At 55.1% G+C, this 22290-nt stretch carries 21 protein-coding genes; 18 read left to right on the top strand and 3 right to left on the bottom strand.

From position 1 onward, the window contains the following. Positions 1 to 123: 123 nt before the first annotated feature. Positions 124 to 1026 carry a LysR substrate-binding domain-containing protein gene (locus NQ230_RS14715; RefSeq protein ID WP_370686449.1) on the top strand — a complete coding sequence of 301 codons (903 nt, stop codon included), beginning with the start codon at positions 124 to 126 and terminating at the stop codon, positions 1024 to 1026. A gap of 41 nt (positions 1027 to 1067) precedes the next feature. On the opposite strand, the gene rne is transcribed toward NQ230_RS14715, so the two are convergent. Continuing rightward, entirely contained in the window at positions 1068 to 4199 is a 3132-nt protein-coding gene (rne, locus tag NQ230_RS14710; protein ID WP_257258063.1) for a ribonuclease E, read from the bottom strand. Positions 4200 to 4771: 572 nt separating this feature from the next. Here rne and rluC point away from each other — a divergent pair. Further along, the gene (gene rluC, locus NQ230_RS14705; protein ID WP_219323939.1) at positions 4772 to 5719 is read left to right on the top strand and encodes a 23S rRNA pseudouridine(955/2504/2580) synthase RluC; all 948 of its coding nucleotides are present in this window, start codon (positions 4772 to 4774) and stop codon (positions 5717 to 5719) included. Positions 5720 to 5819: 100 nt separating this feature from the next. On the opposite strand, the gene NQ230_RS14700 is transcribed toward rluC, so the two are convergent. Next, the gene (locus NQ230_RS14700) at positions 5820 to 6404 is read right to left on the bottom strand and encodes a Maf family protein (protein ID WP_257258062.1); all 585 of its coding nucleotides are present in this window, start codon (positions 6402 to 6404) and stop codon (positions 5820 to 5822) included. 140 nt (positions 6405 to 6544) lie between these two features. Here NQ230_RS14700 and yceD point away from each other — a divergent pair, with 140 nt between their 5' ends. The 14 genes from yceD (at position 6545) to ptsG (ending at position 18870) form a co-directional block, all read left to right on the top strand. Then, positions 6545 to 7066 (top strand): 23S rRNA accumulation protein YceD, encoded by a 522-nt coding sequence (gene yceD, locus NQ230_RS14695; protein WP_014883375.1) that lies wholly within the window; start codon positions 6545 to 6547, stop codon positions 7064 to 7066. A gap of 16 nt (positions 7067 to 7082) precedes the next feature. Then, positions 7083 to 7256 carry a 50S ribosomal protein L32 gene (gene rpmF / locus NQ230_RS14690; protein WP_003857964.1) on the top strand — a complete coding sequence of 58 codons (174 nt, stop codon included), beginning with the start codon at positions 7083 to 7085 and terminating at the stop codon, positions 7254 to 7256. 80 nt (positions 7257 to 7336) lie between these two features. Continuing rightward, on the top strand, positions 7337 to 8371 hold the full coding sequence (plsX, locus tag NQ230_RS14685) for a phosphate acyltransferase PlsX (RefSeq protein ID WP_060568787.1): 1035 nt from the start codon (positions 7337 to 7339) through the stop codon (positions 8369 to 8371). 6 nt (positions 8372 to 8377) lie between these two features. Beyond that, positions 8378 to 9331, top strand: coding sequence for a beta-ketoacyl-ACP synthase III (locus tag NQ230_RS14680; protein WP_252453315.1), 954 nt, complete (start codon positions 8378 to 8380; stop codon positions 9329 to 9331). 15 nt (positions 9332 to 9346) lie between these two features. Beyond that, positions 9347 to 10276, top strand: coding sequence for an ACP S-malonyltransferase (gene fabD, locus NQ230_RS14675; protein WP_257258061.1), 930 nt, complete (start codon positions 9347 to 9349; stop codon positions 10274 to 10276). 12 nt (positions 10277 to 10288) lie between these two features. Next, positions 10289 to 11023 (top strand): 3-oxoacyl-ACP reductase FabG, encoded by a 735-nt coding sequence (fabG, locus tag NQ230_RS14670; protein WP_028019048.1) that lies wholly within the window; start codon positions 10289 to 10291, stop codon positions 11021 to 11023. A gap of 154 nt (positions 11024 to 11177) precedes the next feature. Then, positions 11178 to 11414 (top strand): acyl carrier protein, encoded by a 237-nt coding sequence (gene acpP / locus NQ230_RS14665; RefSeq protein ID WP_003857954.1) that lies wholly within the window; start codon positions 11178 to 11180, stop codon positions 11412 to 11414. Between the two features lie 91 nt (positions 11415 to 11505). Further along, positions 11506 to 12747 (top strand): beta-ketoacyl-ACP synthase II, encoded by a 1242-nt coding sequence (gene fabF / locus NQ230_RS14660; RefSeq protein ID WP_023335279.1) that lies wholly within the window; start codon positions 11506 to 11508, stop codon positions 12745 to 12747. 120 nt (positions 12748 to 12867) lie between these two features. Continuing rightward, entirely contained in the window at positions 12868 to 13677 is an 810-nt protein-coding gene (gene pabC, locus NQ230_RS14655; protein WP_257258060.1) for an aminodeoxychorismate lyase, read from the top strand. Between the two features lie 2 nt (positions 13678 to 13679). Further along, a complete protein-coding gene (yceG, locus tag NQ230_RS14650) occupies positions 13680 to 14702 on the top strand; it encodes a cell division protein YceG (protein ID WP_121425896.1) in 1023 nt (340 codons plus the stop codon). Further along, a complete protein-coding gene (tmk, locus tag NQ230_RS14645) occupies positions 14692 to 15333 on the top strand; it encodes a dTMP kinase (RefSeq protein WP_029739872.1) in 642 nt (213 codons plus the stop codon). The genes yceG and tmk overlap by 11 nt, the downstream gene beginning before the upstream one ends. Then, positions 15330 to 16334, top strand: coding sequence for a DNA polymerase III subunit delta' (gene holB / locus NQ230_RS14640; RefSeq protein WP_121425897.1), 1005 nt, complete (start codon positions 15330 to 15332; stop codon positions 16332 to 16334). Before tmk ends, holB begins: the two co-directional genes overlap by 4 nt. A gap of 10 nt (positions 16335 to 16344) precedes the next feature. Continuing rightward, entirely contained in the window at positions 16345 to 17139 is a 795-nt protein-coding gene (locus tag NQ230_RS14635) for a metal-dependent hydrolase (protein ID WP_257258059.1), read from the top strand. 297 nt (positions 17140 to 17436) lie between these two features. Next, positions 17437 to 18870, top strand: coding sequence for a PTS glucose transporter subunit IIBC (ptsG, locus tag NQ230_RS14630; RefSeq protein ID WP_121425898.1), 1434 nt, complete (start codon positions 17437 to 17439; stop codon positions 18868 to 18870). A 141-nt stretch (positions 18871 to 19011) separates the two neighbouring features. Here the strand turns inward: ptsG and fhuE are convergent, their stop codons facing one another. Next, positions 19012 to 21201: a ferric-rhodotorulic acid/ferric-coprogen receptor FhuE gene (fhuE, locus tag NQ230_RS14625; RefSeq protein WP_121425899.1), complete on the bottom strand. Its 2190-nt coding sequence runs from the start codon at positions 21199 to 21201 to the stop codon at positions 19012 to 19014. Positions 21202 to 21551: 350 nt separating this feature from the next. On the opposite strand from fhuE, the gene hinT reads away from it, so the two are divergent. Beyond that, positions 21552 to 21911 carry a purine nucleoside phosphoramidase gene (hinT, locus tag NQ230_RS14620; protein WP_006809243.1) on the top strand — a complete coding sequence of 120 codons (360 nt, stop codon included), beginning with the start codon at positions 21552 to 21554 and terminating at the stop codon, positions 21909 to 21911. Between the two features lies 1 nt (position 21912). Beyond that, positions 21913 to 22287, top strand: coding sequence for a YcfL family putative periplasmic lipoprotein (locus NQ230_RS14615; protein WP_121425900.1), 375 nt, complete (start codon positions 21913 to 21915; stop codon positions 22285 to 22287). Positions 22288 to 22290 lie beyond the last annotated feature (3 nt).

The raw sequence follows: 22290 nt of genomic DNA, 5'->3' as shown, positions 1-22290 counted from the left end.
TGAGGCTATTTTTTATCAGTACGCCTTGCGACGGTAGCGGGCCCGGTGGTAAAACGCTTATACGTTGGACGTATAAGTGAAAATGCGATGAAAAGAGCTGAGCGTATAGACAGGGTCGAGTTGATGCGGACGTTTGTCCGGATAGTGGAGGCGGGTTCCCTCTCTGCGGCGGCGCGGCAGCTGGCCACCACCCAGGCCACGGTGAGCAGACGGTTACAGTCTCTGGAGACCATGCTGGGCGTGCGCCTGATATTGCGCACCACCCACACGACGCGGCTGACGGATGACGGCGAGCGCTGCTATCAGCACGCCCGTCGGGTGATTGACAGCTGGCTGGCGCTGGAAGATGAGGTGGGGCAGACGGAAGATGAGCCCGTTGGCGTGCTGAGGGTGCGGGCACCCCACGCGTTTGGTCAGGACCAGCTTCTGAAACCCGTAACCGAATTTTTGCAACGCTATCCGCAGCTTTCGATTGAGTGGATGCTCAACGATCGGTCGGCGGACTTCCTCGGCGACAACCTTGACTGTGCTATTCGGGTGGGCGTGGAGGTCGATCCGGCGACCGTATCCGTGCTGCTGGCGGAAGTGCCGCGCTCGGTGGTGGCTTCTCCGGCGCTGCTGGCCCGTTTTCCAACGGTTACCGCGCCGGAGGATTTGCAGCAGTTTCCCTGGATAGCGATTAGCTCTTTCTACCAGCGCCATGTGGAGCTTTTTCACGATGCATCACCTGCCACCGCGCGAGTGGCGATTACCCCACGCCTCAGCACCGATAGCCTGTATGTCGCACGCAACACGGCGCTCACCGGCCTTGGCGTGGCGGTGGTATCCAGCTGGACGGTACAGGATGATATTCGGGAAGGGCGACTTGTGCATTTGCTGCCAGACTGGCAGCCAGCGGCGTTACCGGTGCATCTGGTTTATCCCTGGTCCCGCTATTACCCGGCCCGTTTGCGGCGTTTTCTGGAGTTGATGCGGCAGGTCATGCCGGAGGTCACCGGGATGAGAAAGCCCGTGCAACAGCCATAAAAAAAGCCGACCCTAAGGTCGGCTTTTTACTTTCAGCGTCGTTATTCGACAGACTGCGGACGCGTTGCCGGTGCAGTCGCCTGATGCGTTGCACTGTGGCCGCCTGCAGCGCCTTTACCGTCGAAGCTGAACGCCGGGCGTACCCAGTCACTGTGACGCGGGGCTTCTGGCACATAATCCGGCGCCGGGGCGCGCGTCATTGGTGCTGTCGCCACGTGGGCAGCGGCTGGCGCAGAAACAACCGGCTCAGGTTTCACCTCAGGCGCTTTCGCTTCTTCAACAACCGGTTCAACTTCAATCTCAACGTCCTGAACAACTTCTTCAGTGGTGGTTTCAATCAGGGTTTCGGCGGTGTCTTCCACTGCGGCTACAGGTTCAGCCTCTTCAGCGACTTCCTCAGCCACCACGGCATCTTCTTCGGCGATAAGCTGCGGTACGGCATCAACCGGCGCGGCAATCACTTCTGGATGGGTGGTTTCAACTTCCACTGCGTGAGGTGCTTCCGTTTCAACAACCTGAGGTTCAACCACGGTTGCCGCTTCAGTCACGACGTCTTCTACCGCTGCTGCTGCAGGTGCAATCACCTCTTCGGTTACAGGCTGTTCTTCAACAACCTGCTCCGGGCGAGCAACCGGGTAGCGGATCCAGACCTTACCGGAGGCCATTTCTGGTGAAGCACAGGCAATGGTCAGCGGCATTGGCGACTGAGTAGGGTAACGCTCGTCACGATAGCGACGACGGCGCTGCCCGCTGACGCGCAGATGACGTGGAGAACGGCGTGAACGGCGCGGCATACCGGCGTTATCACGGTTTTCACCGTTATCATCCTGCTCAACGTTGTTTTCAACGACCGCTGGCAGATCAACTTTCGCCAGCTGCGTACCGGTTGTGCTCTCGCTGGTTTCAACCGCGACAACGGCTGACTCTTCGGTTGCTTCAGAGGCGAAGCGAACTTTCTGAGCAAGCTGGCGCTGCTTACGACGCGGCATAACCTGAGTACGTTCTTCCTGCTCGCCGTCCTGCTGTTCAACAGGCTCTTCGCGGTTCAGGTTTTTGACTTCCTGCTGTGCCTGACGCTTCTCGTCGTTACGACGACGGTTGCGTTCACGGCGCGGCTGCTGATCATCACGCTGTTTGCTCTTCTCAGACTCATCGCCCGCCTGCTGGCGAATTTCGCGATCTTCAACATTCGGCTGTTGTTTCTCGCGACGGTTGCGGCGGTTGTCTTCGCGTTGCTCACGGCCTTCGCCATTCTCAGAGCGATTGTCACGGTTGTCACGACGCTCGCTGCGGTCATTACGGTCATTACGGTCGCTGCGGTCGTTACGATCGCGGCGGTTGTTTTGACGCTTGCGACGATCCTGCTGACGCTCCGGTTTGGCCGCTTTAGGCTCTTCTTTCGGCTGCTCTGGCTGAACTTCTTCTTCAGCAAACATCTTCTTCAGCGCGCCAAAGAAGCGGCTCAGCAGACCCGGTTGCGACGGCTGGGCTTTCGCTGCCGCTGCTTCTGGTTTCTTCGCTTCAGGTTTGGCGGCAGGTTTTTCCAGAGCTGCTTCCGGTGGCGCTTCTGGCATGATGAAGGTCGCTAACGCAGGCTGCTCTGGCAGTTTACGCTCTGCAGGCTCTTCATCGGAAGGCAGGGCCATCTCTTCTTCATGCAGCTTCGGCAGCAGGTAGCTGAGGGTGGTCGTCTCTTCGCCCTTACGCACGCGCAGTACGTGATAGTGCGGGGTCTGCATCTGGTCGTTTGGCACGATGATGCAGCGAACGCCGCCCTGACGCGCTTCAATGGCACTTACCGCTGCACGTTTTTCGTTAAGCAGGTAAGAGGCAACGGGAACCGGCACAATGGCGTGAACCTCTTTGGTGTTCTCTTTCAGCGCTTCTTCTTCAATCAGACGCAGAATGGAGAGAGACAGAGATTCGTTATCACGCACGGTACCGGTGCCGGAGCAGCGCGGACAAACGTGATGGCTGGACTCGCCGAGAGACGGGCTCAGACGCTGACGGGACATCTCCAGCAGGCCAAAGCGTGAGATATGGCTAATCTGGATACGCGCCCTGTCCTGACGCACCGCTTCGCGCAGGCGGTTTTCAACCGCACGCTGGTGACGAACAGGGGTCATGTCGATGAAGTCGATAACAATCAGACCACCCAGGTCGCGCAGGCGGAGCTGGCGGGCGATTTCATCAGCGGCTTCGAGGTTCGTGTTGTAGGCGGTCTCTTCGATATCACCGCCGCGCGTTGCACGCGCGGAGTTGATGTCGATAGCGGTCAGCGCTTCAGTGGTATCGATAACGATAGAACCGCCGGAAGGCAGACGCACTTCACGCTGGAAGGCGGACTCAATCTGGGATTCGATCTGATAGTGGCTGAACAGCGGGATTTCACCGGTGTACAGTTTAATTTTGCTGGTGAAATCCGGACGACCCAGCGCGGCGATGTGCTGGCGCGCCAGCTCAAGCACTTTCGGGTTATCGATCAAAATCTCACCGATGTCCTGACGCAGGTAATCACGGAAGGCACGCACGATAACGTTGCTTTCCTGGTGGATCAGGAACGGAGCAGGGCGGCTTTCCGCAGCTTTCTGAATGGCTTCCCAGTGCTTCAGACGGAAGCTCAGGTCCCATTGCAGCGCTTCGGCTGATTTGCCTACGCCTGCGGTACGCACGATAAGCCCCATGCCATCAGGCAGTTCGAGGCTTGCCAGCGCTTCTTTCAGCTCGGTACGGTCATCACCTTCGATACGGCGAGAGATGCCACCCGCACGCGGGTTGTTAGGCATCAGAACCAGATAGCTCCCTGCCAGGCTGATAAAGGTGGTCAGTGCGGCACCTTTGTTGCCACGCTCTTCTTTATCAATCTGAACGATAACTTCCTGACCTTCACGCAGAACATCTTTGATGTTTGGGCGGCCATGGGCGTTGTAGTTTGCAGGGAAATATTCGCGGGCGATTTCTTTCAGAGGGAGAAAACCATGACGCTCAGCACCGTAATCGACAAATGCAGCTTCAAGGCTTGGTTCAATGCGGGTGATTTTACCTTTGTAAATGTTCGCTTTTTTCTGTTCGTGTCCAGGACTTTCGATATCCAGATCGTACAGGCGCTGCCCATCCACAAGGGCGACACGCAACTCTTCTTGTTGAGTTGCGTTGATTAACATTCTTTTCATCGTAACTTACTCGTTATTCTTACATTGACGACAAAGCTGCGGGCAAGGTGACGCTTTCCGGGGTATGAACCGATGGCCTCGTGTCTGTTCACGTCGCCAACCTCACGGTTGTCGCTCGCTTAAGAGGCGCAGAGTGTCGGTTGCCTGTATTTCATACGGAAACACAGCGCAATTATCAGGGGAATTGCCTGGGTAGAACTCTCCAGAGAACAATCCTTATACCGGGAAGTACTGCAACCCGCAGCCCGCTAACTGCCTGAAAGATCAATACGTCTTACGCCATTGCTGCGTGGATGATCGGTCAGACAAAATTGGTCATTCCGTCAACATCCTTACTTAACCAGGATTTAACACGGAAAACAGCCTCATTATTCCACTGCTCGCCGGGTTATAGCAAGATGACTTTTACCAATTATCACCCGGTTACTCACAGTTTCTTCACTTCAGAATGGCGATTGGTTTAATAACCACCAAATCGGTTGCGCGAAACGGGGAGCTGGCCGGATAAAAGTAAATATAAGCATAGAAAAATGAGTGGCGCTAATGGCTGACGATATTTAGAATCGCCAACCATGAAAACAGAGACTCCAGCCGTAAAAATGGTTGCCATCGCCGAAGATGACGCGGGGCAACGTATCGATAACTTTTTGCGCACCCAATTGAAAGGTGTGCCAAAGAGCATGATTTACCGCATCCTGCGCAAGGGCGAGGTGCGGGTTAACAAAAAACGCGTGAAGCCCGAGTACAAACTCGAGGCGGGCGATGAAGTGCGTATTCCGCCGGTGCGCGTTGCGGAACGTGAAGAAGAGACCGTTTCACCGAAGCTACAGAAAGTGGCGGCCTTAAGTGATGTGATCCTTTACGAAGATGACCACATTCTGGTGCTCAATAAACCGTCAGGAACGGCTGTCCATGGCGGTAGCGGTCTGAGCTTCGGCGTGATTGAAGGGCTGCGAGCCCTGCGCCCGGAAGCGCGCTTCCTTGAACTGGTGCACCGTCTTGACCGTGACACCTCAGGCGTACTGCTGGTGGCGAAAAAGCGTTCTGCGCTGCGTTCTCTGCATGAACAGCTGCGTGAAAAAGGGATGCAGAAAGATTACCTGGCGCTGGTTCGCGGTCAGTGGCAGTCCCATGTAAAAGTGGTGCAGGCGCCGCTGCTGAAGAACATTCTGCAAAGCGGTGAACGCATTGTCCGCGTGAGCCAGGAAGGGAAACCGTCTGAGACGCGCTTTAAAGTTGAAGAACGCTATGAGTTTGCCACGCTGGTGCGCTGTAGTCCGGTGACCGGTCGTACCCACCAGATCCGCGTGCATACGCAGTTTGCAGGGCACCCAATCGCCTTTGATGACCGCTATGGCGACCGCGAGTTTGATAAGCAGCTGGCGGGGACGGGACTGTCGCGTCTGTTCCTGCACGCGGCAGCGCTGAAGTTTACCCATCCAAACACTGGTGAAATCATCCGTATTGAAGCGCCGCTGGACGAGCAGTTGAAACGCTGTCTTAAGGTTCTGCGCGGCTAAGGTAAACGTAAAACGGCAACGAATGTTGCCGTTTTTAATGTTTGCTCCCTCTCCCTGTGGGAGAGGGCCGGGGTGAGGGCATCAGGCCGCAGCGTCCCAGTCACATGGTCAGCGGATTACACTCTTCTCGTCTTAACATCTGACACAAGGCAATCAGCGGTAACCCCACCAGCGTGTTGGGATCGCGACCGTCCAGCTTGTCGAACAGCGCAATCCCCAAGCCTTCACTTTTAAAACTCCCCGCACAGTTCAGCGGTCGTTCCCGACGCACATAATCCACGATCTCTTGCTCGCTGAGATGGCGGAAGTGTACGTCGAACGGCTCGCACTCCGTTTGCAGATGGCCGGTGGCGGAGTTATAGAGCGCCAGGCCCGTATAAAAGGTCACGATCGTGCCTCGCGCACGCAGAAGCTGCTGGCAGGCGTTCTGCTCCGTATGGGGCTTGCCGGTGATTTCGCCGTCCAGCACGCAAACCTGATCGGAGCCTATAATCAAATGCGAAGGATAGCGTGCGGCCAGCGACTGCGCTTTCTCCTTAGCAAGACGCGTCACCAGATGACGCGGCGACTCGCCCGGCTGTGGCGTCTCATCAACCTCTGGCGCGGCGCATTCAAACGGGATCCCGAGTTTTTCCAGCAGCGTTCGGCGGTAGGGAGAAGTGGAAGCAAGGACGAGATTTGGCATATTTTTATCACCAGATATAGCGTATCGATGCCAGCCATTTTAAACTACAGGCCGCAATGTGTGCGAATAATTGGCAAAAGGCAGCTCTGGTTGCCTTTTTCTTTGACTCTATGACGTTACAAAGTTAATATGCGCGCCCTATGCAAAAGGTAAAATTACCCCTGACTCTTGATCCGGTTCGTACGGCTCAAAAACGCCTCGATTACGAAGGTATCTATACTTCCGATCAGGCTGAGCGTATTGCCGAATCCGTAGTCAGTGTGGACAGTGATGTAGAATGCTCCATGTCGTTCGCTATCGACAACCAGCGTCTCGCCGTTTTAACCGGTGATGCAAAGGTGACGGTAACGCTCGAGTGTCAGCGTTGCGGGAAACCGTTTGTACAGCATGTTCACACAACGTATTGTTTCAGTCCGGTTCGTTCTGACGAACAGGCTGAAGCACTCCCGGAAGCGTATGAGCCGATTGAGGTTAACGAATTCGGTGAAATCGATCTTCTGGCTCTGGTTGAAGATGAAATCATCCTCACCTTGCCAGTGGTTCCGGTGCATGATTCTGAACACTGTGAAGTGTCCGAGGCGGACATGGTCTTTGGGGAACTGCCTGATGAAGCGCAAAAACCAAACCCATTTGCCGTATTAGCCAGCTTAAAGCGTAAGTAATTGAGGAGTAAGGTCCATGGCCGTACAACAGAATAAACCAACCCGTTCCAAACGTGGCATGCGTCGTTCCCATGACGCGCTGACTGCAGTTACCAGCCTGTCTGTAGACAAGACTTCTGGTGAGAAACACCTGCGTCACCACATCACCGCTGACGGTTTCTACCGCGGCCGCAAGGTTATCACTAAGTAATCACGCGCAAGCGTGATTAGGCTTAGTGAGGATTTCCCCGTGCAAACGGGGAATTTACCGAACCAGGCTGCGACGATACCTTGACACGTCTAACCCTGGCGTTAGATGTCATGGGGGGAGATTTTGGCCCTTCCGTGACAGTGCCTGCAGCATTGCAGGCACTGAATTCTAATTCGCAACTCACACTTCTTTTAGTCGGTAATCCCGACGCAATCACGCCATTACTCGCAAAAGCTGACTTTGAACAACGTTCGCGTCTGCAGATTATTCCTGCGCAGTCAGTTATTGCCAGTGATGCCCGACCCTCGCAGGCTATTCGCAATAGTCGTGGCAGCTCTATGCGGATAGCGCTGGAGCTGGTGAAAGAAGGGCGAGCCCAGGCTTGCGTCAGCGCGGGGAATACCGGCGCGCTGATGGGGCTGTCGAAATTACTGCTCAAACCTATTGAAGGTATTGAGCGTCCGGCGCTGGTGACGGTGTTACCGCATCAGCAGAAGGGCAAAACGGTGGTGCTCGATTTGGGCGCTAACGTCGACTGTGATAGTACTATGCTGGCTCAGTTTGCCGTGATGGGATCGGTGCTGGCAGAAGAAGTCGTCGGGATCAACACTCCCCGTGTTGCGTTACTGAACATTGGTGAAGAAGAGACCAAAGGCCTGGACAGCATTCGCGAAGCGGCTGAATTGCTCAAACAGGTTCCCTCCATCAACTATATTGGTTATCTCGAAGCCAATGAGTTGTTGACGGGTAAAACGGATGTTCTGGTGTGCGATGGCTTCACCGGAAACGTCACGTTGAAGACCATGGAAGGGGTCGTGCGCATGTTTCTTTCTCTGCTGAAATCGCAGGGAGAAGGCAAAAAAAGCGCCTGGTGGCTAATTTTATTGAAGCGTTGGTTACAAAAGAGCCTGACGCGGCGATTCAGTCACCTCAACCCCGACCAGTATAATGGCGCCTGTCTGTTAGGATTGCGCGGCATCGTGATTAAGAGTCATGGCGCCGCCAATCAGCGAGCATTTGCTGTCGCGATTGAACAGGCAGTGCAGGCGGTGCAGCGACAAGTCCCTCAGCGGATTGCCGCTCGCCTGGAATCTGTATTAGCTAAAAGTGACTGAGCTTACATGTATACGAAGATTTTAGGTACCGGCAGCTACCTGCCAAAACAAGTGCGTACCAACGCCGATCTGGAAAAAATGGTAGATACGTCTGACGAGTGGATTGTCACGCGCACAGGTATCCGTGAACGTCGTATTGCCGCGCCAGACGAAACCGTGTCGACCATGGGTTACGAAGCCGCACAGCGTGCTATCGAAATGGCGGGCATTGATAAAGAACAGATTGGTTTGATCGTGGTCGCCACGACGTCTGCCACGCATGCTTTCCCAAGCGCGGCGTGCCAGGTGCAGAACATGCTCGGCATCAAAGGCTGCCCGGCGTTTGACGTCGCTGCCGCGTGCGCAGGCTTCACCTATGCGCTGAGCGTTGCCGATCAGTACGTGAAATCCGGTGCCGTTAAATATGCGCTGGTGATCGGTGCTGACGTGCTGGCGCGCACCTGCGACCCAACCGATCGCGGAACGATCATTATTTTTGGTGATGGTGCGGGCGCGGTGCTGCTGGGGCAGTCCGAAGAGCCGGGTATCATCTCGACGCATCTGCATGCTGATGGCAGCTACGGCGAACTGTTGACTCTGCCTAACGCCGATCGCGTTAATCCGGACAACTCGATTTACCTGGCTATGGCAGGGAACGAGGTGTTCAAGGTGGCGGTGACTGAGCTTGCGCACATCGTTGATGAAACGCTGGAAGCGAATAACCTTGAGCGCTCCGCGCTCGACTGGCTGGTGCCGCATCAGGCGAACCTGCGTATCATCAGCGCGACCGCTAAAAAGCTCGGCATGTCGATGGATAACGTTGTGGTGACGCTGGATCGTCACGGCAATACCTCTGCGGCGTCGGTACCGTGCGCATTTGATGAAGCGGTACGCGATGGACGAATCAAACGGGGCCAGCTGGTCTTGCTTGAAGCCTTCGGTGGCGGGTTCACCTGGGGTTCCGCGCTGGTTCGTTTCTAGGATAAGGAATAAAAAATGACGCAATTTGCTTTTGTGTTCCCGGGCCAGGGCTCTCAAACCGTTGGGATGTTGTCTGAAATGGCAGCACACTATCCGGTTATTGAAGAGACTTTCCGTGAAGCTTCTGATGCACTGGGTTATGATTTATGGGCGCTGACCCAGCAGGGTCCGGCCGAAGAATTGAACAAAACCTGGCAGACTCAGCCAGCGCTGCTGACCGCGTCCGTTGCGCTGTGGCGCGTTTGGCAGCAGCAGGGCGGTAAAGCGCCAGCGCTGCTCGCGGGTCACAGCCTGGGGGAATACTCTGCGCTGGTGTGTGCCAGCGTGATCGCGTTTGCTGACGCGGTACGTCTGGTTGAACTGCGCGGTAAATTCATGCAGGAAGCGGTGCCGGAAGGCACGGGCGGCATGTCTGCCATCATCGGTCTGGATGACGCTGCAATTGCAAAAGCGTGTGAAGAATCTGCTGAAGGCCAGGTTGTCTCTCCGGTAAACTTCAACTCGCCGGGCCAGGTAGTTATTGCCGGTCATAAAGAAGCGGTTGAACGTGCGGGTGCGGCCTGTAAAGCAGCCGGTGCTAAGCGTGCGCTGCCGCTGCCGGTCAGCGTGCCGTCTCACTGTGCGCTGATGAAGCCTGCTGCCGAGAAACTGGCGGTTGAGCTCGAAAAAATTACGTTTAACGCACCGACGATTTCCGTTGTGAATAACGTCGATGTGAAATGCGAAACCACGCCGGAAGCTATCCGTGACGCACTGGTTCGCCAGCTCTACAGCCCGGTACAGTGGACTAAAACCGTTGAGTTTATGGCAGCGGAGGGCGTTGAGCATCTGTATGAAGTCGGCCCAGGTAAAGTCCTCACCGGTCTGACAAAACGTATTGTTGACACCCTGACAGCCTCGGCGATTAACGAGCCGGAAGCGATGTCAGCGGCACTCTCGCAATAAAAGAGGAATACCATGAGTTTTGAAGGAAAAATCGCCCTGGTCACTGGCGCAAGCCGCGGTATCGGGCGTGCAATTGCTGAAACACTGGTTGCGCGCGGCGCGAAGGTGATTGGTACAGCAACCAGCGAGAATGGCGCTCAGGCCATCAGCGAGTATCTGGGTGCAAACGGTAAAGGTCTGGTACTGAATGTGACTGAACCTGCATCTATCGAATCTGTTCTGGAAAATATTCGCGCAGAGTTTGGCGAAGTGGATATTCTGGTAAACAATGCCGGGATCACTCGCGATAACCTGTTAATGCGAATGAAAGACGACGAGTGGAACGATATCATCGAAACCAACCTGTCATCTGTATTCCGTCTGTCAAAAGCGGTAATGCGCGCTATGATGAAAAAGCGTCATGGTCGTATTATCACTGTCGGTTCTGTGGTTGGTACCATGGGAAATGCTGGTCAGGCTAACTACGCTGCGGCGAAAGCAGGTCTGATTGGTTTCAGTAAGTCGCTGGCGCGTGAAGTTGCGTCCCGCGGTATTACGGTAAACGTTGTTGCTCCGGGCTTTATTGAAACGGACATGACGCGTGCGCTGACTGAAGAGCAGCGTGCGGGTACGCTGGCGGCAGTTCCGGCGGGTCGTCTTGGCGACCCTAAAGAAATCGCCAGCGCGGTTGCATTTTTAGCCTCTGACGAAGCGGGTTACATCACTGGTGAGACCCTCCACGTCAACGGCGGGATGTATATGGTTTAACCACGATGAAAAATATTTGCGTTATTAGGGCGAATGGCCTCAAAATAACGTAAAATCGTGGTAAGAACTGCCGGGATTTAGTTGCAAATTTTTCAACATTTTATACACTACGAAAACCATCGCGAAAGCGAGTTTTGATAGGAAATTTAAGAGTATGAGCACTATCGAAGAACGCGTTAAGAAAATTATCGGCGAACAGCTGGGCGTTAAGCAGGAAGAAGTTGTGAACTCCGCTTCCTTCGTTGAAGACCTGGGCGCAGATTCTCTTGACACCGTTGAGCTGGTAATGGCTCTGGAAGAAGAGTTTGATACTGAGATTCCGGACGAAGAAGCTGAGAAGATCACCACCGTTCAGGCTGCCATTGATTACATCAACGGTCACCAGGCGTAAGTGAACATCTCCAGGCGGTCATTCGACCGCCTGAGTTTTATCTTTTTTAGTCCCACGAATCTCTTTTTTTATCCCTCCCTGGAGGACAAACGTGTCTAAGCGTCGTGTAGTTGTGACCGGACTTGGCATGTTGTCTCCTGTCGGCAATACCGTAGAGTCCACCTGGAAAGCTCTCCTTGCCGGTCAGAGCGGCATCAGCCTAATCGACCATTTCGATACTAGCGCCTATGCAACGAAATTTGCTGGCTTAGTAAAGGATTTTAACTGTGAAGAGATCATCTCGCGCAAAGAACAGCGCAAGATGGATGCCTTCATTCAATATGGAATTGTCGCTGGCGTTCAGGCCATGCAGGATTCTGGCCTTGAGATTACGGAAGAGAACGCAACCCGTATCGGCGCCGCTATCGGCTCCGGGATTGGCGGTCTTGGCCTGATCGAGGAAAACCATACATCTTTGATGAATGGCGGCCCGCGTAAGATCAGCCCGTTCTTCGTTCCGTCCACGATTGTTAACATGGTGGCGGGTCACCTGACCATCATGTTCGGCCTGCGTGGGCCAAGCATTTCTATCGCGACCGCCTGTACGTCTGGCGTACATAACATCGGCCAGGCCGCGCGCATTATCGCGTACGGCGATGCAGATGCTATGGTTGCGGGCGGTGCTGAAAAAGCCAGTACTCCGCTGGGTGTTGGCGGTTTTGGTGCGGCGCGTGCGCTGTCTACCCGTAATGATAACCCGCAGGCGGCGAGCCGTCCGTGGGATAAAGACCGTGACGGCTTCGTGCTGGGCGACGGGGCGGGCATGATCGTGCTGGAAGAGTACGAACACGCGAAAAAACGCGGTGCGAAAATTTATGCTGAAATCGTTGGTTTCGGCATGAGCAGCGATGCTTACCACATGACGTCTCCTCCTGAGAACGGCGCGGGTGCTGCGCTGGCGATGGAAAACGCGATTCGTGATGCGGGTATTACCCCAGCACAAATTGGCTACGTGAACGCGCACGGCACCTCTACGCCAGCAGGTGATAAAGCTGAAGCTCAGGCGGTTAAGTCTATCTTCGGCGAATCTGCCAGCCGCGTAATGGTGAGCTCCACGAAGTCCATGACCGGTCACCTGCTGGGTGCGGCGGGTGCAGTAGAGTCAATCTACTCCATCCTTGCGCTGCGCGATCAGGCTGTTCCGCCAACCATCAACCTGGATAACCCGGATGAAGGTTGCGATCTGGACTTCGTTCCTCACGAAGCGCGTCAGGTTAGCGGTATGGAGTACACCCTGTGTAACTCCTTCGGCTTCGGCGGCACCAACGGCTCTCTGATCTTCAAAAAGATCTGATCCTGACGTCCCGATAGCGTTTAAAAAGGTCCGCTTGCCGGGCCTTTTTTATTAAGCCTAATCTTCTTGTCGGCTGCATGACATCCTGCCAGACTAAATGCCCACGCATAAGGAGCCACCATGTTTTTAATCAATGGCCTTGAGCAGGACACGCTGCCTGCCAGCGACAGGGCGATACAGTTCGGTGATGGTTGCTTTACGACGGCGCGCATTCTGGATGGCGATGTCTGCCTGCTGGAGGCGCATATTCGACGCCTGCAGCATGGCTGTGAAAAGCTCATGATCCCCTTTACGCACTGGGACACACTGCGCCAGGAAATGTGCCAGCTGGCAACCGGGAAGGCCAGCGGCGTACTCAAGGTTATCATCAGCCGCGGCAGTGGTGGCCGGGGTTACAGCGCCGCATCGTGTATCAACCCAACGCGTATTCTCTCCGTTTCTGCTTATCCCGCGCATTACTCTCGCTGGCGAGAAGGCGGCGTCACGCTGACGCTGAGCCCGGTACGGCTGGGACGAAACCCGATGCTGGCCGGGCTTAAGCATCTCAATCGCCTGGAGCAGGTGCTCATTCGTACTCATCTTGAACAGACGGACGCCGATGAGGCGCTGGTTCTTGACAGCGAAGGGTTCATTACGGAATGCTGTGCGGCTAATTTACTCTGGCGGCAGGGGGAAGAGGTATTCACTCCGTCGCTGGAACACGCTGGCGTAAATGGGTTAATGCGTCAGTTTTGTCTGCAACAGCTGGCACGCTCTGGCTTTCGCGTTGTCGAAGTTAGCGCAGGAGAAGCCGCGCTACAGACCGCAGATGAAGTCATCATCTGCAATGCGCTGATGCCTGTTGTACCCGTCAGTGCGTATGGCCAACAACGCTGGTCTTCGCGCGAACTGTTTCAGTTTTTAGCCCCGATATGTGAGCAAACCAGATAGTCATGAAAAAAATGTTGCGCTTTGTCCTTATCCTCATCGTTGCGCTGGGCGTCGCTGGCGGAGCTGGCGTATGGAAAGTTCGCCAGCTGGCGGACAGCAAGATCCTGGTTAAAGACGAAACGATCTTTACCCTGAAAGCGGGAACCGGCCGTCAGGCGCTGGGGGAACAGCTCTATGGCGACAAGATTATCAATCGTCCACGAGTATTCCAGTGGCTATTGCGCGTGGAGCCTGAGCTGTCACATTTCAAAGCCGGTACCTATCGCTTTACGCCGGGAATGACCGTCAGGGAGATGCTGCAGCTGCTGGAAAGCGGCAAAGAAGCCCAGTTCCCCCTGCGGTTTGTAGAAGGGATGCGCCTGAGCGATTACCTTAAACAGCTGCGTGATGCGCCGTATATCAAACATACGTTAAAAGACGATAGCTATCAGACGGTGGCTGACGCGCTGAAGCTTGAACATCCGGAATGGGTGGAAGGCTGGTTCTGGCCAGACACCTGGATGTACACGGCAGGCACGACCGATGTAGCCATCCTGAAGCGGGCGCACAAAAAAATGGTCGCCGCCGTGGATGCCGCCTGGGAGGGGCGAATGGAAGGGTTGCCTTACAGCGATCAGAATCAGTTTGTGACCATGGCCTCGATCGTTGAGAAAGAGACAGCCGTTGCCGCCGAGCGCGATAGGGTGGCGTCAGTATTTATCAACCGTCTGCGCATCGGCATGCGTCTGCAAACCGACCCTACCGTTATCTACGGCATGGGTGAGAGCTATACCGGCAAGATCTCAAGAAAAGATCTGGAGACGCCAACGGCGTATAATACCTACGTGATTAGCGGTTTACCGCCGGGCCCGATCGCCACGCCGAGCGAAGCGTCGCTCAAAGCCGCCGCGCATCCGGCTAAAACACCGTATCTCTATTTTGTGGCTGATGGAAAAGGGGGGCATACCTTTAACACCAACCTTGCCAGCCACAATCGCTCTGTTCAGGACTATCTGAAGGCACTTAAGGAAAAAAATGCGCAGTAAATACATTGTCATTGAGGGACTCGAAGGGGCAGGTAAAACCACCGCCCGCAACGTGGTGGTGGATACGCTCAAAGCGCTTGGCGTGGCGGACATGGTATTTACCCGCGAGCCGGGCGGCACGCAGCTGGCTGAAAAGCTGCGCAGCCTGGTGCTGGATATCAAATCCGTCGGCGACGAAGTTATCACTGACAAAGCCGAAGTGCTGATGTTCTACGCGGCGCGCGTTCAGCTGGTTGAGACGATTATCAAACCTGCCCTGGCCGAGGGTAAGTGGGTGATCGGCGACCGTCACGATCTGTCGACTCAGGCGTATCAGGGCGGAGGACGCGGTATCGACCAGACAATGCTGGCCACGCTGCGTAATGCCGTATTGGGTGATTTTCGCCCCGACCTGACGCTCTATCTGGATGTGACGCCGGAAGTGGGCCTCAAGCGTGCCCGCGCGCGCGGCGAGCTGGACCGCATTGAACAAGAGTCGTTTGATTTCTTTAACCGCACCCGCGCGCGCTATCTTGAGCTGGCCGCACAGGACAGCTCAATTTGTACCATCGATGCGACGCAGTCCCTGGACGACGTCACGCGTGACATTCAGCATACCATTACGCAGTGGGTGCAGGAGCAGCAGGCATGAAATGGTATCCATGGTTGCGCCCACACTTTGAACAGCTGATCGGCAGCTATCAGGCGGGTCGGGGGCATCATGCGTTACTGATTCAGGCATTGCCGGGGATGGGTGATGATGCGCTGATTTATGCCATCACCCGTTTTCTGATGTGTCAGCAGCCGGAAGGGCACAAGAGCTGTGGTAAATGCCGTGGCTGCCAGCTGATGCAGGCGGGCACGCATCCTGACTACTACACCCTCGAGCCTGAGAAGGGCAAAAGCGCGCTCGGTATTGATGCCGTGCGTGAAGTCGGTGAAAAATTGTATGAACACGCGCGACTGGGCGGCGCTAAAGTGGTCTGGCTTAAAGACGCCACGCTGCTCACCGAGGCTGCGGCTAACGCCCTGCTTAAAACACTGGAAGAGCCGCCGGTTAAAACGTGGTTTTTCCTCTCATGCCGTGACCCGGGACGATTGCTGGCGACGTTGCGCAGCCGTTGTCGTCTCCATCACCTGGCGGTGCCCCAGGAATCGTGGGCGCTGAGCTGGCTTGAGCGTGAGGTGACAACGTCACCTGAGAGCGCGCTGACCGCCTTGCGTCTGAGCAGCGGCGCGCCTGCTGCGGCGCTGGCATTACTGCAGCCTGACGTCTGGTCAGCGCGAGAAACGCTCTGCCAGGCCGTCGACGCTTCACTGAACAGTCACGACTGGCTAAGTTTACTGCCTGCGCTTAACAGCGATCGGGCCGTTGAGCGTCTGCACTGGCTGGCCTCCTTGCTGCTGGATGCGCTCAAAATCCAGCAGGGGGCAACGCTTCTGACCAACCCGGATGCGTGGCTGCTGGTGAATACGCTGGCGAACCGCCTCTCAGGGAAGATTCTTCACGCGATGCTCCATGAAATTTGCCAGAGTCGTGAACAGCTTTTAACCGTGACGGGTCTTAATCGCGAGCTTTTACTGACCGACCAGTTACTGCGTATCGAACATTACCTGCAACCCGGCGTCACACCGCCGGTTTCCCATCTCTGAGAGAGACATTATGTTTTTAGTCGACTCACACTGCCATCTTGATGGCCTGGATTATCAATCCCTGCATAAAAACGTGGATGACGTGCTGGCAAAAGCCGCTGCCCGCGATGTGAAATTCTGTCTTGCGGTAGCAACCACGCTGCCGGGATACCGCTCCATGCGTAAGCTGGTGGGCGTTCGCGATAACGTGGTGTTCTCCTGCGGCGTGCACCCGTTGAATCAGGACGAGGCGTACGACGTTGAGGATCTGCGCCGACTTGCAGCAGAAGAGGGCGTGGTGGCGATGGGCGAGACCGGGCTGGACTATTTTTACACGCCGGAAACCAAACCGCGCCAGCAGGAGTCCTTCCGCAACCATATTCGCATTGGCCGGGAGTTGAACAAGCCGGTTATCGTCCACACCCGCGACGCGCGTGCGGATACCCTGGCGATCCTCCGGGAAGAAAACGTGACGGATTGCGGTGGCGTACTACACTGTTTCACAGAAGACAGAGAAACGGCGGGTAAGCTGCTTGATTTAGGGTTTTATATCTCGTTTTCGGGGATCGTGACGTTCCGTAATGCTGAGCAGCTGCGTGATGCTGCACGCTATGTTCCGCTCGATCGCATTCTGGTGGAGACAGATTCTCCGTATCTCGCACCGGTACCGCATCGCGGTAAAGAGAACCAGCCCGCTATGACGAGAGATGTGGCTGAGTACATGGCCGTACTGAAGGGCGTCAGCATCGATGAGCTGGCCCGCGTGACGACGGAAAACTTCTCCACGCTGTTCCATATCGACCCCGCCCGCCTGCAATCTGTCTGATACACCTGTTTTTTTTAGGCTCGTAATTAATAAGTAAAGCGAGTAAAGTTCACCGCCTCATTTGGGGCGGTGAGGGTGTTTTTAGACACATCCGGACATGCTTTTTGTAAATAACTGAAAGTTTTTCGACCGCCTTAAGCTGAAACGTGATAGCCGTCAAACAAACTCAGAGGGAATTATTTTACTCTGTGTAATAAATAAAGGGCGCTTAGATGTCCTGTCCACGGCACGGTACTCCCCCCGGGCCAATGCGTGAAAGCGTAAAAAAAGCACAAATACTCAGGAGCACTCTCAATTATGTTTAAGAATGCATTTGCTAACCTGCAAAAGGTCGGTAAATCGCTGATGCTGCCAGTATCCGTACTGCCTATCGCAGGTATCCTGCTGGGTGTCGGTTCTGCTAACTTCAGCTGGCTGCCAGCCGTAGTGTCCCACGTGATGGCCGAAGCAGGCGGTTCTGTCTTTGCTAACATGCCACTGATCTTCGCGATCGGTGTGGCTCTGGGCTTCACCAATAACGACGGCGTTTCTGCGCTGGCTGCAGTGGTTGCCTACGGCATCATGGTGAAAACCATGGCTGTGGTTGCGCCGCTGGTTCTGCATTTACCGGCAGAAGAGATCGCCGCGAAACACCTTGCAGACACCGGTGTTCTGGGCGGTATCATCTCCGGTGCGATTGCAGCGTATATGTTTAACCGCTTCTATCGCATCAAGCTGCCTGAGTATCTGGGCTTCTTCGCGGGCAAGCGTTTCGTTCCGATCATCTCTGGTCTGGCAGCGATTTTCACTGGCGTGATCCTGTCCTTCATCTGGCCACCAATCGGCTCCGCTATCCAGACCTTCTCTCAGTGGGCTGCTTACCAGAACCCGGTTGTAGCGTTTGGTATCTACGGCTTCATCGAGCGTTGCCTGGTGCCATTTGGTCTGCACCACATCTGGAACGTTCCATTCCAGATGCAGATTGGTGAATTCACCAACGCAGCAGGTCAGGTATTCCACGGCGATATCCCACGTTACATGGCGGGCGACCCAACTGCAGGTAAACTGTCTGGTGGCTTCCTGTTCAAAATGTACGGTCTGCCAGCCGCTGCGATTGCTATCTGGCACTCTGCTAAGCCAGAGAACCGTGCAAAAGTGGGCGGTATCATGATCTCCGCAGCGTTGACCTCGTTCCTGACCGGTATCACCGAGCCGATCGAGTTCTCCTTCATGTTCGTTGCGCCGATCCTGTACATTATCCACGCGATTCTGGCGGGCCTGGCGTTCCCAATCTGTATTCTGTTGGGTATGCGTGACGGTACGTCCTTCTCTCACGGCCTGATCGACTTCATCGTTCTGTCCGGTAACAGCAGCAAACTGTGGCTGTTCCCAATCGTGGGTGCGTGCTATGCGGTTGCGTACTACACCATCTTCCGCGTGCTGATTAAAGCACTGGACCTGAAAACTCCAGGCCGTGAAGATGCGACAGAAGACAGCAAAGCAGGCGCTACCAGCGAAATGGCTCCGGCACTGGTCGCAGCGTTCGGTGGTAAAGAGAACATCACTAACCTGGACGCGTGCATCACTCGTCTGCGTGTGAGCGTTGCCGACGTCGCGAAAGTAGACCAGCCGGGTCTGAAAAAACTGGGCGCAGCGGGCGTAGTTGTTGCAGGTTCTGGTGTACAGGCAATCTTCGGTACCAAATCCGATAACCTGAAAACCGAAATGGATGAGTACATCCGCAGCAACTAAGTTGTGACCTGGGGAGACTAAGGCAGCCGAATGGCTGCCTTTTTTATTCCTGCGGTTTATGGTGCCGGGTGGCGGCTGCGCCTTACCCGGCCTGGGTGATGGGTAGGCCCGGTAAGCGTAGCGCCACCGGGCTTCTGCCACTCAGAAGTCGTAGCTCGCGCTCACCGAGACGTTCAGCGGCGCACCATAAACCACATAAGAGCCGACGTAATCGTAATACTCTTTGTCGAACAGGTTGTTGACGTTCGCCTGAACGGCAAAATCTTTGGTGACCTGATAGCGGCTAAAGAGGTTAACCAGCCCGTAGCTGCCTTGCTCCGCACGGTTGCGGCCAGCCGGAGCGCCATCCACATCCGTCCACACTTTGTTTTGCCAGTTTACGCCACCGCCTACGGTCAGGGCTGGCAGCATAGGCAGTTGATAACGGGTGAACAGTTTCATGGTCGTGCGCGGCTGATCGGCGCTGACGGCGTTGCCATTCTTATCTTCAGCAATGTAGCGAGTCGCGCCGAAGGTCAGCTGCCAGCTATCGGTCAACGCGCCGTTCAGCTCGAACTCAATCCCTTTGCTCACTACGCCGTCCAGCGACTGATAGATCGACTCACCGCTCGGCATGTAGGTATACGTGTTGCTTGCTACGTTATCCTGCTCAATGCGGAAAATCGCCAGCGAGGTGGTAAGACGGGTATTGAACCAGTCTGCCTTCACACCGGCTTCGTAGCTTTTGCCCGTGGTGGGGTCGAGATAGCGTCCGCTGGCGTTCCGCTTGTCCTGCGGCTGGAAGATGGAGGTATAGCTGACGTAGGTCGACCAGTCTTCATTGATGTCGTAGACCAGGCCTGCGTACGGCGTAACGTCATCTTTAGTGCTTTCCAGACGGGTGTCCGGGGAGCCCGCCGGGTTATAGCGAATATTATAGTTGGTATAACGCGCGCCGAGGATCAGATGCAGCGGGTCAGCCAGCGAGAAGCGGGCGGAGGTATACGCTGAGGACTGGCGGATGTCGTCCTGGCTGTAGAGCTTCCACGGCGTCCACTGCGGGTCGGCAATGTTCCCGTTCCAGTTCTTAAAGTTACCCACATCAACCATGCCATAAACCGCGTCAGGCATTGAGTTGTCGTAATGGTTACGCTGACGGCTGAAGCTGCCGCCGAACATCATTTCGTGCTGACGGCCAAAGAGTTCGAAACCGCCACGCAGGAAAGCGTCCACTGCATCCTGTTTACGTTCGCCACGGTTCCAGCCGCCGTAGCCCACCATGCCCGCGCCGGTCTCTTTATCCGGATAACCGGACATATACATCAGCTTAGAGTCGAAGTTGGTTTCAGCATGCATGCCGTTAATGTGCGCTTCCCAGCCATTATCGAAACGCTGGGTCAGATTAGCGAAGATGCGGGTGCTGTCCTTGTCCGAGTAGGCCCAGTCAGGCGCGACGGTCTGGCTACGATTGTAATCGGTTTTACTTCCGTCGCTGTACCAGGTCGGCAGTCCGCCCCAGGTTGGGTCGGCGGTATGGCTTTCCTGATATTCATATCCCACAGAGAGGGCGGTGCTGTCGGTGATGTCCGCGTCCATCACGCCATAGAGGAATTTTTTCCGGTAGTGGTAGTTATCCACGAAGCTGTCGTTATCCTGATAACCCGTAATCAGGCGGCCCCGTACCTTGCCGGACTCTACCAGCGGCGCCTGCAAATCCAGCACGTAGCGCTGCTTGTCCCAGCTGCCGTAGCTGGCGGAGACATTCCCTTTGAATTCATTGCTGTCCGCATGCTTACGTACCATATTGACGTACGCCGCCGGGTTGCCCGTACCGGACATCAGGCCGGTTGCGCCGCGCACCACTTCGATGCGGTCATAGATCGCCGTATCGGCGGCGGTATCACCAAAGTTCCACACCTCGCTGATGGAGGTCGGCAGGTCGTCATAGGCGTAGTTGCTAACGAAGAACCCGCGTGAGTAAAACACGGTACGATCGCTGTCCTGCACCTGCGCCGTAACGCCCGTGGTGTTGGTTAACACCTGACCGATGGACTGCAGGTTCTGATCGGCCATGCGCTGCTGGCTAATCACGCTGACGGACTGCGGGATATCGCGGGGAACCAGCAACAGTTTGGTGCCGGTGGTGGTGGTTTTTACGCTGTAATCCTGAGCCTGGTTTGCGGAAGGATCCTGTGTATTGTCAAAACCTTCGTCTACGATGACGGTATCTTCGGCTGTTGATGCAGCGAAAGCGGTGGCTGGCGTCAATGCCATAGCAATGCAGACTGCCAGCAACGAAGGCGTTGCGACAGGCTGATGTTGCCCATCCCTGGTGTGATTAATGAAAGACATTATCAAACCCTTATTAACGGTGTAGAGGGTATGCGTCAGTCCCGCAGAAACGGGCTGGCGTCGTTTTCTATGTTGAAAATGCGCATGAAAATGCAAATGCGAAATATACGCATTGCTATTAATGCTGTAAACAAATGTGTCGACCACAACTGAAATAATGTTTCAGCCCGTTGAGGCATACGAGCGGTCACTCTTCGCTCAGCTGATGAACATTCAGGAAAGAAATCGAGGGAGGAGGTTGAAAGGACAGGAGAAACTCGCTCATACTCTTGAATTGTGTCACACACCGATCCCCGGAGTGTGTTTACAGCGGACGCATTGCGCCAGATTAAACAAAAAAGGAAAAGGTCATGGCTGAAGAAACGATTTTCAGTAAAATTATCCGCCGCGAAATTCCGTCGGATATCGTCTATCAGGATGAACTGGTGACGGCTTTCCGGGACATTTCCCCTCAGGCCCCGACGCACATCCTTATCATTCCCAATATTCTGATTCCGACTGTAAACGACGTAAAAACCGAGCATGAAGTGGCATTAGGTCGTATGCTGACGGTGGCCGCGAAAATCGCTGAACAGGAAGGGATTGCAGAAGACGGTTACCGTCTGATCATGAACTGCAACCGTCATGGTGGCCAGGAAGTTTATCATATTCACATGCATCTGCTGGGTGGACGTCCTCTGGGGCCGATGCTGGCACATAAAGGTCTTTAACATGTTTAAAGGGCGTATTGCAGCGCTGGTAATGACGATGATGATTGTGGGGTGCAGCTCGCGTCCGGCGATCCCCGTGAATGATGAACAGACGCTGGTCATGGAATCCTCCGTGCTTGCCGCGGGCATCACGGCGCAACAGCCCGCGTTGACCATCAGTGAAATCAACTCATCTGCCTCCTCTACGCTCTTTAATGAAAGACATGAACCAGTAACGGTTCACTACCGTTTTTTCTGGTATGACGTAAGAGGTCTTGAAATGCATCCGCTGGAGGCGCCGCGCAGCGTCACCATTCCGGCCAGGTCGTCGGTAACGCTCTATGGCAGCGCCAACTATCTGGGTGCGCATAAGGTGAGACTTTATCTTTATCTCTGAGGG

The organism is Enterobacter asburiae (genome assembly GCF_024599655.1).
GTDB classification, from domain to species: Bacteria; Pseudomonadota; Gammaproteobacteria; order Enterobacterales; family Enterobacteriaceae; genus Enterobacter; species Enterobacter asburiae_D.
The sequence above is the reverse complement of the archived record's forward strand: the minus strand, read 5'-3'. Positions and strand labels throughout refer to the sequence as shown.

Coding starts and splice junctions, on each gene's coding strand:
- NQ230_RS14715 (WP_370686449.1), top strand. CDS start 124: ATGCGGACGTTTGTCCGGATAGTGGAGGCGGGTTCCCTCTCTGCGGCG.
- rne (WP_257258063.1), bottom strand. CDS start 4,199: ATGAAAAGAATGTTAATCAACGCAACTCAACAAGAAGAGTTGCGTGTC.
- rluC (WP_219323939.1), top strand. CDS start 4,772: ATGAAAACAGAGACTCCAGCCGTAAAAATGGTTGCCATCGCCGAAGAT.
- NQ230_RS14700 (WP_257258062.1), bottom strand. CDS start 6,404: ATGCCAAATCTCGTCCTTGCTTCCACTTCTCCCTACCGCCGAACGCTG.
- yceD (WP_014883375.1), top strand. CDS start 6,545: ATGCAAAAGGTAAAATTACCCCTGACTCTTGATCCGGTTCGTACGGCT.
- rpmF (WP_003857964.1), top strand. CDS start 7,083: ATGGCCGTACAACAGAATAAACCAACCCGTTCCAAACGTGGCATGCGT.
- NQ230_RS14680 (WP_252453315.1), top strand. CDS start 8,378: ATGTATACGAAGATTTTAGGTACCGGCAGCTACCTGCCAAAACAAGTG.
- fabD (WP_257258061.1), top strand. CDS start 9,347: ATGACGCAATTTGCTTTTGTGTTCCCGGGCCAGGGCTCTCAAACCGTT.
- fabG (WP_028019048.1), top strand. CDS start 10,289: ATGAGTTTTGAAGGAAAAATCGCCCTGGTCACTGGCGCAAGCCGCGGT.
- acpP (WP_003857954.1), top strand. CDS start 11,178: ATGAGCACTATCGAAGAACGCGTTAAGAAAATTATCGGCGAACAGCTG.
- pabC (WP_257258060.1), top strand. CDS start 12,868: ATGTTTTTAATCAATGGCCTTGAGCAGGACACGCTGCCTGCCAGCGAC.
- yceG (WP_121425896.1), top strand. CDS start 13,680: ATGAAAAAAATGTTGCGCTTTGTCCTTATCCTCATCGTTGCGCTGGGC.
- tmk (WP_029739872.1), top strand. CDS start 14,692: ATGCGCAGTAAATACATTGTCATTGAGGGACTCGAAGGGGCAGGTAAA.
- holB (WP_121425897.1), top strand. CDS start 15,330: ATGAAATGGTATCCATGGTTGCGCCCACACTTTGAACAGCTGATCGGC.
- NQ230_RS14635 (WP_257258059.1), top strand. CDS start 16,345: ATGTTTTTAGTCGACTCACACTGCCATCTTGATGGCCTGGATTATCAA.
- ptsG (WP_121425898.1), top strand. CDS start 17,437: ATGTTTAAGAATGCATTTGCTAACCTGCAAAAGGTCGGTAAATCGCTG.
- fhuE (WP_121425899.1), bottom strand. CDS start 21,201: ATGTCTTTCATTAATCACACCAGGGATGGGCAACATCAGCCTGTCGCA.
- hinT (WP_006809243.1), top strand. CDS start 21,552: ATGGCTGAAGAAACGATTTTCAGTAAAATTATCCGCCGCGAAATTCCG.
- NQ230_RS14615 (WP_121425900.1), top strand. CDS start 21,913: ATGTTTAAAGGGCGTATTGCAGCGCTGGTAATGACGATGATGATTGTG.